Genomic DNA, 11,061 nt, shown 5'->3' on the forward strand with positions numbered 1-11,061 from the left:
GCGCGTCCTGGCGTGGCAAAACCATTTCTACCGGAGATTGCCTTGGAAGCTGGGCTGCCTGACGAAACGAGAGACCTTCGGAAAGCACTGGACGAAGCCGACATCGTTCCCCTTCTCATGGTTCTGGTGCAGTTCACCGGTGACATCGACCTGATGGAGCGGTGTGCGCCATACATCCATGGACCCTTCGACGCGCAACAAAAGATTCCTCAACCGTTGCGACAGGAAGTCGTCGACAAGCTGATTTGCCTGTTAGATCGGCACCCGCCCATCTCCAAACGCGCACTTCGCGAACCAGACGATGCCTTGCTTCTACGCATGATGAGCGTCGCGGTCGGACAGTCCGTGCCAGCCATCTACACGCAGATGATGCGCGAGGACTTGCGCTTCGATGGTCGCGATCCGGCCGCGATTCAATGGTCGACTCGAGCCTCAGTCGAGCAACGACAGCGATTCAGTGTCGCCATCATCGGGGCCGGGGTATCAGGTGTGCTGGCCGCGATCCGGCTGCGTCAGGCCGGCATCCCGTTCGCGCTGTTCGAGAAGAACGAGGACGTTGGCGGCACCTGGTTGGAGAATCGCTATCCCGGCTGCGGCTGCGACACACCCAACCACTTCTACTCATACTCGTTCGATCTGCACGCGGGATGGTCCGAGTACTACTCGAAGCGCGACGAATTGTGGGCCTACGTACGTCGCTGCGTCGACAAATATGGCATCGCGTCGGACATTCGCTTCGCGACTCGCGTGATTTCCGCCCACTACGATGAGGCGACCCACGTCTGGCAAGTCCGCTCACAGAAAGGAAACCGGTTCGGCACCGAAACGTTCGGCGCCATCATCTCGGCGGTCGGACAGTTGAATCTCCCGAGCATTCCGAAGATCCCCGGTGCGGAGTCATTCGCGGGACCCTCATTTCATACCGCGCGGTGGCCCGAGGGCCTTTCCGTTGCGGGCAAGCGCGTGGCCATCATCGGTACCGGAGCGAGCGCCATGCAGGTCGGGCCGGCAATCGCGTCTCAGGTCGAGCGACTTTCGATCTTTCAGCGCTCCCCACAATGGATGATTCCGAACCGGAACTACCACCGCACGGTGACACCGAACGTCCAGTGGCTTCTCGAAAAACTCCCTTTCTATAGCCGCTGGTATCGCTTCCTGCTGATGTGGGGGTTTGGCGACAACCTCCACCAGCATCTGCAGGTAAATCCGGAGTGGCCGAATCCGACGGTGTCGACCAATGCCAAAAATCATGAGTTCCGTGCATTCGCTGTGCGTCACATCGAGAAGGAGGTAGGGGACGATCCGAAGTTGCTCAAAAAGGTCATTCCAAAATACCCGATCTTCGGAAAGCGCCTGTTGATGGACAATCACTGGTACAAGATGCTGAGGCGGAAAAATGTCGACCTCATCGACACGCCCATCAAGGAGATTGAAGCCGGTGGAGTCGTTACATCCGACGGCGTTCGGCACGCGGCCGATGTGATCGTCTACGCGACCGGGTTCCAGGCTCAGCGCATGCTTGCAGGAATCGACATCGTGGGAGTGGGCGGAGAACATCTGCGAGACCGCTGGGGCGACGATGATCCGCGCGCCTATCTGGGCATTACCGTGCCGGGTTTTCCGAATTTGTTCGTCCTCTACGGTCCGAACACCAATCTGGCTCACGGCGGCAGTGCCATCTTCAACTCGGAGTGTCAGGTCCGATACGTGATGCGGTCAATCCAGTACCTGATCGAGAACGGCCTGTCGGCGATGGACGTTCGCCGCGACGTCCACGACGAATACAACCAACGCGTCGATGAGGCAACAGATCGTACAGTATGGGCGCTTCCCGGAATCAGCAACTGGTACAAGAATCGATCGGGACGTATCACGCAGAACTCCCCTTGGACCATGTGCGAGTATTGGAACATGACAAAAGAGATGAATCCCGCAGATTATGTATTCGTGCTGGCAGAATTACGCCAGCAGACATAAGCGCGACACATCGGTAGCCTTTAAAAGGATCCGCTGACGATGGGTCGGCTTTGCACCGCTCTCCAGGTGGTTGGGACTCTGAGACCGAATACCACCGTGTACGTACCTGGCATGGCGGGTGAGAGCCTGAGCTTTCTCCGCGCATTGCAGGCCTCTCCCGAGCGGGCCGAAGACGTTCGCTTCGTCGGCGTTCATTTCCCGAGCGTCAACCGCAGCGACTACCTCGGGATTCATCCGCGAGCCCGGCAGCGGGCTTACTTCATGAGTCCGCTGTTACGGGACGGAATCGTGCAAGGCCGTGTAGAGCTCGTGCCGCTGGACTACCCCGGCGCGTTCCGTGACCTTCAGGCAACCGATATTGATCTGGCTGTATTGCAAGTCTCGCCACCCGACGAGCGAGGAATGTGCAGCACCGGAATCTGCTGCGACTTTCATCCCGCTGTCTGGGCAAGTGCACGCCGGCGCGTATTGCATATCAACCCCGCCCTGCCCCGCACCCGCTCCAGCTCTTCCGTCCCTTTCGCCGAATGCGACGGCGCGTTCGAGGAGCAATCGGAACTGGTCACTTTCGATTCAGGGATTGTCGATGACACGATGATGCAGCATGCGCGCCTGGTGGCGTCGCAGATCCGTGACGGCGACGTTCTTGAGTTTGGCATAGGCAAACTGCAAGCTGCTGTGCTGGCCGCGCTTCGCAACCATCGGAGACTACGCGTCTGGTCAGGCATGGCGTCGGAACCTGTCTTGCAGCTGCTTGATAGCGGCGCCATTTCGGGTCGCGACAGCATCGAGATCGGCGTAGCGCTTGGAAGTTCGTCGTTCTACGATCGCGTTGGCAGGGATGAGGCCTTCTATTTCCGGCCGGTCAGCGAGACGCACGATGTTCGCCAGATGATGGACATCGAGAATTTCTGTGCGGTCAACTCGGCAGTGGAGGTGGACCTTTTCGGCCAGATCAACGCCGATATGGCTGGCGGGCGGCTTATTGCCGGTGTTGGTGGACTGCCCGCGTTTGCCTCCGCCGGCATTCTGGCGCCGCGGGGTCGCTCCATCATTGCGCTGCCCGCTACGACAGCAGATGGCAGGGCCAGCCGGATCGTCCCTCATTTGGGTAATGAGAGCCTCTGCGCGATTCCCCGACATGGCGCCGATCGGGTCATCACGGAATACGGTATAGCCTCACTCAAAGGGCTGTCCGTGCACGCTCGTGCCGAGGCCCTGATATCGATTTCGGCCCCGCATTTTCGCGATGAACTTGCGCAGGCGTGGGCGGGAATCGCGGCACGCCTGGCTCGTTGATGCGCTTCCGCGACCTGGCCGGGTGAGATGCAAAATGCCGCCCGGCACAGTTCCGCAGTCCGAATTTGCATGCGCACGCAAAACGGCGGCGTTGGAACGATGCTGGCGATCGCGAAAAAACAGCGATCAACACCGTCGACTACCCAACGTCGCCTGATCACATCCGGGCAAGTTTAAAGCCGGGATATCCGTTCTGCGCTATCTCGTCGCAGATCTTCCGGTAAGTGGGTCCGCCACCGATATAGGTCAGCGCTCGCCGCGTCACCCTGCCATCCGGATGACGCTTGACTTTGACCCACCAGGCATCATCGCATGCCGTGAGCAACGTCTTCTCGAAGTCGGTGTAAATCTCCGCAGTCCACTTTTCCTGCGCATCCTCATTGGCCTCCGCGAAGTTCAGTTTGTGTTGGCGCAGGTAATCCAGCATCTCGCAAAGCCACTCGACTTGCAGATTTCCGCAGACGCCAACGTTGCAGAAGGTGGCTCCGTTATGTGGCCCAGCCAGGGTAAACAGATTCGGGAATCCAGAAACTTGCAGTCCCAAATAGGTGACTGGGCCGACATCCCAGACATCGGCTAGTCTGACTCCCTGTTTCCCCTTGAAGTCAATGCGCTCGAGTGCGCCGGTAACTCCAACGAAGCCGGTCGCATAAATAATCATGTCGAGATCGTAGTGGGCGGACCTGGTCTTCAGTCCGGTTGGCGTAACCCTCTCGATCGGATCTTCCTTGACGTCTACCAAATGTACGTTCTTTCTGTTGTACGCCTCGTAGTAGTTGGTTTCCATCGGAATACGCTTACTTCCAAATGGGTGCTTCGGAATGAGCTTCTCGGCAACCTTGGGGTTTTTCACACGCTGCCGGATTTTCCTCGCCACGAATTTGGAAACGAAATCATTTGTCTCGCGGCAGGTGATGATATCGCGATAATTTCCAAGCCAAATACCATACCCGGGAGTCGAATAGAGCTTTTCGAGGAAAGCTTCACGGTCTTCGGGCGCATCCTGCACACCGTCGCGGTCGACAGGCGAGTAGATGAAGCCGAACGGCGTGGTCTTTACGTGTGCTAGCAACTCCTTGCGCGTCCCACGAATCTCCTCCATCTCTTCCTTCGAGAGCGGCGAGTTACGCAAAGGGGTACACCAGTTGGGCGATCTCTGGAAGACGAACAACTCTTGTGCCGTCCTGGCAATCTCGGGGATCAACTGCACACCCGTAGCGCCCGTCCCGATCACACCAACGCGCTTTCCTTCGTAGCTGAAACGCACTCCTCCTACCCCGCCATCGGGATCGGCTGGCCAACGAGAGGTATGGAACGAGACCCCCTTGAAAGCGTCCATTCCCTCGAATTCAGGCAATCTCGTGGCCGATAGCAAGCCGACCGCGGTTATGAGATATGTGCAGGTCGCAGCACTCCCTTCATCCAGTTGCACCTTCCATGCATTGCGAGCATCGTCGTAAGTCGCGCCGACAACGCCAGTGTTGAACTGGATGTTCTTGCGGACATCCATCTTGTCTGCTGCAGCGCCAACGTATCGCAGCAGCTCTTCCTGACCGGCAAATCGCTCGCTCCACGACCAGTCCGGGACGATGTCATTCAAAAAGAAATAGGCATAGGTGAAGCTCTCCGTATCGAGTCGACACCCTGGATAACGGTTCCAATACCATGTGCCTCCGACATCACTGCCCTTTTCGTATCCCCGCACCGAAAATCCCATACTTTGCAGCTTATAGACCATGTAGATACCAGTAATCCCGGCACCTATCACAATAGCGTCTACATGCGAAGAAACGCCTTGCTTCATAACCACATCCTCCGTGTCACGACGAACCAGGGCTCTACTCATTTCAATGCTCCTTTTACACGCATCACGGCCTTACCGTTGCTGAATTGCAGCGGTTCAACGTATGAATCCACGGTAATCCCGCTGCTGAATATGCGAGAGAGACTGCGCTTCCAATAACGGTAACTTCCATGAAACCGATTCGGCACCTTCCAATTGATGTGTTCCCGGCGTACTTTCACACGCCCCAGACAAAGAGAATCGAAGCCGCTACGACAGCGGCAAGAGACACCCAGGCGTGTGTGCGTTCGACCTGGGCCGGACCAAAAACTTTTAGACATAGCAAGCCTATGCCTCCGACGCTGCCAAAAAAGAGCAGAACGTCGCTACATATAGGTGCGATGAGGCAGACCAGAGAGGAAGGGATCTCCTTGCACACCCATATTCTTAACGGCAGCCCCGCGAGACCGACACATACGAGTACGACAAAAATTCGACTCTCTGCTGCACTACCTTTCATCGCTGTTCACTCGCATGTTCACCTTACCGAAGATCGAGTCGTTCTCTCGCCCGCGGTGGGACATTCACTCGCGGCACAAATGCCCCCCTCTCACTGGACTCATTGCACTCAGAGTGTCGCGGCCGTGCCGAGAATCGCGGTCGCCTGGCTGGACAATACGCCGCCGTTGGCGTGCGCGAGTGAGCCCATCGAATCTTGAATCGGTCGCCATCGCTTCTATTTCCCCTGCCAAACCGGCTTGCGATTTTCGGCGAATGCGACGACGCCTTCGCGAGCATCTGCGGAATTGATCGCGCGAGCGACCAGCACGGTTGCCTGTTCCACCACTGACATCGGTCGTGCGTTTTGTGTGTTCGAGTGTATCCAGTCAGGATAGTCTGGGCGAACACCTACCGCGCGATAACTGACGACGGGTCAGCCTGCAACAACACTATCTCAAATGATTTGGTTCGGCAAGCCAAACCGTATTGACAGCCTAACTATCGCGTGTGACTATCAATTCTGATTTCGAGTCGATGGAGGAGTATCGCCCGGCATCGGGTCAACCTCGAGGTCGTCAACACCGACGAGGGCACTCACGACACTCAGGCGCTTATCCTCGCACGCGCCATAACTGGTATTGCCACATTCAGATCGCATATGGAAACGACGAATCGGTGCGGTGCTCTGTCCGCGGTGCGCGTGCTCGATCTTTCACGCGTGCTGGCTGGTCCCTGGTCGAGCCAATTGCTCGCCGACCTTGGAGCCGACGTCATCAAGGTCGAGCGACCCGGCACTGGCGACGACACGCGCGCCTGGGGCCCACCCTGGCTGAGCGATGCGCACGGCAAGCCGACCGGCGAGTCCGCATACTATCTCAGCGCGAACCGCAACAAGCGGTCAGTGACGATCGACATCGCGCTGCCGGACGGGCAGGATCTGATCCGCAGGCTGGCCGGCAAGGCCGACATCCTGCTCGAGAACTACAAGGTTGGCGGCCTTAGCCGCTACGGGCTCGATTACGCAAGCCTGAAGGCAATCAATCCGCGCCTGATCTATTGCTCGATCACGGGTTTCGGGCAATCAGGACCTTATGCGGCGCGAGCCGGATACGACTTTCTGACCCAGGGGATGGGCGGCCTGATGAGCGTCACAGGCAAGCCGGATGGCTCGCCCGGCGAAGGTCCGATGAAAGTTGGCGTGGCGCTGACCGACATCATGACTGGCATGTACGCGACCGTCGCCGTTCTCGCCGCATTGGCGCATCGTGACCGTACCGGACAAGGGCAGCACGTCGACCTCGCCTTACTCGATGTGCAGATTGCGTCCCTGGCGAATCAGGCAGCCAACTATCTGGTCGGCGACGATGTTCCACAACGGATGGGCAACGCCCATCCGAACGTTGTGCCTTATCAGGACTTTCCGACTGCGGACGGGTACCTGATCATCGCCGTCGGCAACGACAGGCAGTTCGCCAACTTGTGCGCCACGCTTGGGCGGCCCAAGTGGGCAGACGACGAGCGCTTCGCTACGAATCCGCAGCGCGTGAAGCACCGCGACGAATTGATTGCACAGCTACGCAGCCTCACCCTATCGCGGACAACCGCGGACTGGGTCACTGCACTCGAAGGGGCTGGCGTCCCATGCGGACCGATCAACCGTATCGATCAGGTGTTTGCCGACCCGCACGTGCAGTCACGCGGCATGCGCGTCGAAATGGACCACCCGCTTGCCGGATGCGTTCCGCTCGTCGCCAATCCGATTCGCATGTCGGAAACACCCATAGAGTACCGGTGCCCTCCTCCCACGTTGGGCGAGCACACCGATGCCGTGCTGAGCGAATGGCTCGAACTGGGCCCCAAAGCAATCGCCGGCTTGCGAGCGAGGAAGGTCGTATGAATATGCGAATTTGAATGAGGTGATAAGCCTGGCCGATCGACGCAGGCGCGGATGATCGTGGCCTTGTGCAGGCCTGTCGCTTCGGAGGATGAGGTGGAACTGCGCCAAATCGCCGGCTACCTATTGATTGGGTACGCGCGCACCATTCCGTTCGGATGCCTGATGGCGAGTGCATTCGATCGCGCGGGCGCGCAATATCAGCCTTCGGTGGAGATCATGCGAGCGGAGTCCGCGTGCACGTTAGTGCGCGAGGGTGCAGGCATAGCGCTCGTCGACGAATTTTCTGTTTCGGGGCACGGCTGGTCAGGCGTAGTCGTGAAGCCGTTGCGCGAGAACATTCCCCTTACTCTGAGCATGTTGCGATCGCGCTTCGACAAGCAGTCATCGCACGCACGTGAACTCGCACGCATGATCCGGCAGCACGCGCACACTCAGGGTCGCGGCATCGACACACGCACGTGAGTCGAGCGAGTTCGCGGAATTCAAGGACGATGAACGACCATGCTTACACGTCGAACATCGAGTCCAATACCGATAGCGCCGGCTATAAACCATGTGCTGCCGACATTGGCGGAGGAAGATCGCCGCGAAGCCTGCGTCGACTGACGACGGGCCAGCACGCAACGACACTACCCTAAACATTTTGGTTCGGCAAGCCAAATAGTATTGACAGCCAAACTATCACGTGTAACTATCAGAACTTGCAATCGGAGCGGCGCTTGCAAATTTTGCGCATCTGCGTGACGATGCCTGACTTTTAAAGCTATGACCGATATTCGATGAGCAAAAGACCTCAAAAGCCGTCTTCGTCAGCCGTGCGGTATGCACCCGTTCGCGCAATCGCGGCAATCGCGCGCGAATTCGACAACGTTGCTCGAGACGCTCGGATTAGCGTCACCCAGTATCGCTTGATGCTGTATCTGAAAGACGGGCCCCGCAACGCCGGAGAGGTCGCGGCCACCAGCCTGGTCACCAAGGCGACTATTTCCGGCCACATTGCGTCGCTTCGCGAGAATGAATGGATCACCGCGGAGATCGAACCCCACGATCGACGGGTGACGCGACTTTTATTGACAGAAAAAGGCCGCCAGGCAATAGACGATTTCGAACAGCTGCTCCTGAGTTGCCTGGAATCACTGGTCTCCAAAGAGGACCGGGCGCGCGTGCTGTCAGACTTGACCCACCTTTATACCTCGTTGGCGGAAGCACGTGAAAGCTGATACGGAGATTTTTCAATCTTTTTCGTATCGCTTCGTCCCGCTCTCCGATCTCGACAAGTGAGCACGCCATGCGCGGGCTTTCACCCCAGCGCTTGATAAATAGATTACGAATTTTGACGATACGGGTCTCGCGGCCGCATTCTGACCATGTGCAGACCCACGCGCTCGTATGACAAAATCCATGGTGGCGGCGTTGCGTACGGTGGCGAGCCGGGAACTGTCTTCGTCGATGAGCGTCTGCCCCGCAACGTAAAGACCTGTCATCCTGCGATCCGGGCGGCGCTGGAGAAGACCGGTTTCACCGCCCGCAGAAAATGTCATGAGACAACCCCTGGCGGACATACTTCATTTCGGTGCATCGCGTCGAGAACTTCCAGCCCGAGCCGGGCCTTGGCATACATCGTCGATGTCGACAACGGCGCTGATCCACGAATAATTCCTGGAATGGCGCAGTTCTACATCGGAACGGCCGCTCGCGTTTGGCCCCAAACGTACTACGGCGAAATCGCCATATCAAGATTCGTGGACGTCTGATTCACGGTATGAACCGAAAGCGCTGGTTTATCGAAAAAAATCACATCGCTGACGTTGTCACAGGTTGTTGAACGCCGTAGCGGCGGCAGCTGTGATGAGCCGCCGTCTGGCTAGCTGCCGAACATAGACAGACCGTTACTAACCCTAGAAAGCCTTCACAATAGTTACAACCGCTGTCACCTGGTGCGCCGTATTCCTCGCATAGACGGGTAGCAGGACTTTGGCCTTAATCACGCTCTCCCAGCCAGGAATCCGGTAGGCCACCACGGGTCCCAGTGAAACGACCCCGATCTTGTTACCACCAGGCACCTCCATTCCGTTCTTTTTGTCCCCCTGTAACTGCCATGCATAGACTCCTGCGAGGCCATATTGCCAACGGCCCGTCCGCTCCGACACCGCAAAGTCAATATCGACTGTATCGCCAGAAGCATAATGGGTAGCTTCGTTAGTCGTCGTCATTCCATAAAATATCTGTGTCGAGAGTTCAACACCGTCGCCGAGTACGTTTGGCCCCGTCAAAAACGTTAGCGCCACGTTGGGAATGATCCGATATATATTAAATCCAGCCGATGGCGTCGGGGAATGCGGATCATATGCTCCGGTAGGAAACTGCATGGAGAGAGCGGCCTTCACAGTCAATCCATAAGGCAAGGCACCCGGTGACGGGTCGGGACCGATATGCTTGCTCCACATGATTATATCGCTGTATAGATCGCCCCATTGTTTCTTGGTCAGACACGTCCCGTTCACGCACATGCGTTGAAAAGCGTATATCTGTAAAACGCTGGTTGCCAGAGTGCCCCCGGCGAGCTTAAATGGATAAACGTAAAGTAGGCCAAGTCCCGGGACAGCAGCTTTTCCGTGAAACTTCAAGGTACCGGGACCTCCGTTATCCCCGTAGTACGCATTTGGCGCAGCACCCCATAGCAGAGCAATTCCATAGAATCCACTGGCTTGTGGCAGGTACGCACCATTAATGTCTGTGCCGCCGCGCGGGCCGCCGTAGGTAAGTCCTTCCGACGCCTTCGCGACGCCACCCAAACCGAGAATCGACGTTGCTAAAACGGCAGCCATTATTCGAATCATCCACTGGCTCACGCGCAAACCATGGTAAAAGCACTTCACCTCCATCTCCATCTCCTTTTTAATTTAATCTCAATATTATTAGTCTGGTCGAAATCACTTACTCATAAAAATCGTCTCCAATACGCAGGTATGTGTGAATTCCAGTAGATCGGCTTTTCCCCCCTTTTTCAGGCAACGCTAGAGCCACTTGTGCCTAAGCCGCGGCGCTCGCCGAAAGGCGGACGTCCGCGCGTTGATGATCGGTCCGTGTTTGACGGCGCTTCTCTTTGGACTACGTACTGGCACCCCTCGGTGAACGTGTCGCAGACCCTGCACTTTTGCAGCGGCATTGGCCTGCTCGCGTTGATCGCGAGAATGGCAAATCAGCAGCGTATCGGTACGTCTGCATCTGGTCCTGCTTGGCCGAGGTGTGCGGGTACGAGTGCTTCACCGGCGCATCGCAAGTCACCTCACTCTGTATGCCACCGTACAATGGCACATTATGGAAATCAAGGCGTGTGACACGACGGTTCACACAGTGAAACTCGTCTTCAAGTCCTTGCTGGTTCAAAAAAGCGGACTATTTGCCCGCTTCTCGTCCGTTAGCCGCGCACTTGCTCCTCTAGTCGACCGGTTCGACGATCCACAGGCCGCGCCGCGTCGAGCATGCCGAAGAACGATTCTCAGATCGCGTTGGAGTTCGCAGACAACTGCGCCTGTAAGTGACGCTGGAGGCCAACGTTTTCAGGTCACTCATCCGTACCACCCCCTTCATTTGCAAGAAT

Annotated in this window: 7 protein-coding genes; 5 read left to right on the top strand and 2 right to left on the bottom strand. The window is 57.3% G+C overall.

Annotated elements, in window-relative coordinates; all coding sequences use genetic code 11:
• Positions 1 to 42: 42 nt before the first annotated feature.
• Complete coding sequence (locus tag P3T23_RS30075; protein ID WP_429319730.1) at positions 43 to 1,977, top strand: flavin-containing monooxygenase; 1,935 nt, start codon at positions 43 to 45, stop codon at positions 1,975 to 1,977.
• Between the two features lie 111 nt (positions 1,978 to 2,088).
• Positions 2,089 to 3,276, top strand: a complete 1,188-nt coding sequence (locus P3T23_RS30080) for an acetyl-CoA hydrolase/transferase family protein (RefSeq protein WP_429319731.1) — start codon at positions 2,089 to 2,091, stop codon at positions 3,274 to 3,276.
• A gap of 157 nt (positions 3,277 to 3,433) precedes the next feature.
• Here P3T23_RS30080 and P3T23_RS30085 read toward each other — a convergent pair whose 3' ends face one another.
• The gene (locus P3T23_RS30085) at positions 3,434 to 5,122 is read right to left on the bottom strand and encodes a flavin-containing monooxygenase (RefSeq protein WP_429319732.1); all 1,689 of its coding nucleotides are present in this window, start codon (positions 5,120 to 5,122) and stop codon (positions 3,434 to 3,436) included.
• 1,096 nt (positions 5,123 to 6,218) lie between these two features.
• Between P3T23_RS30085 and P3T23_RS30090 the strand changes: the two genes are divergently transcribed.
• The 3 genes from P3T23_RS30090 (at position 6,219) to P3T23_RS30100 (ending at position 8,677) form a co-directional block, all read left to right on the top strand.
• Complete coding sequence (locus P3T23_RS30090) at positions 6,219 to 7,457, top strand: CaiB/BaiF CoA transferase family protein (protein WP_429319733.1); 1,239 nt, start codon at positions 6,219 to 6,221, stop codon at positions 7,455 to 7,457.
• A 93-nt stretch (positions 7,458 to 7,550) separates the two neighbouring features.
• Positions 7,551 to 7,919, top strand: coding sequence for a LysR substrate-binding domain-containing protein (locus tag P3T23_RS30095; protein WP_429319734.1), 369 nt, complete (start codon positions 7,551 to 7,553; stop codon positions 7,917 to 7,919).
• A gap of 317 nt (positions 7,920 to 8,236) precedes the next feature.
• Complete coding sequence (locus P3T23_RS30100) at positions 8,237 to 8,677, top strand: MarR family winged helix-turn-helix transcriptional regulator (RefSeq protein WP_429319735.1); 441 nt, start codon at positions 8,237 to 8,239, stop codon at positions 8,675 to 8,677.
• Positions 8,678 to 9,355: 678 nt separating this feature from the next.
• Here P3T23_RS30100 and P3T23_RS30105 read toward each other — a convergent pair.
• Positions 9,356 to 10,342: a SphA family protein gene (locus P3T23_RS30105; protein WP_429319736.1), complete on the bottom strand. Its 987-nt coding sequence runs from the start codon at positions 10,340 to 10,342 to the stop codon at positions 9,356 to 9,358.
• Positions 10,343 to 11,061: the final 719 nt, after the last annotated feature.

The sequence above is a fragment of the Paraburkholderia sp. GAS448 genome (assembly GCF_050435685.1).
Classification (GTDB): domain Bacteria; phylum Pseudomonadota; class Gammaproteobacteria; order Burkholderiales; family Burkholderiaceae; genus Paraburkholderia.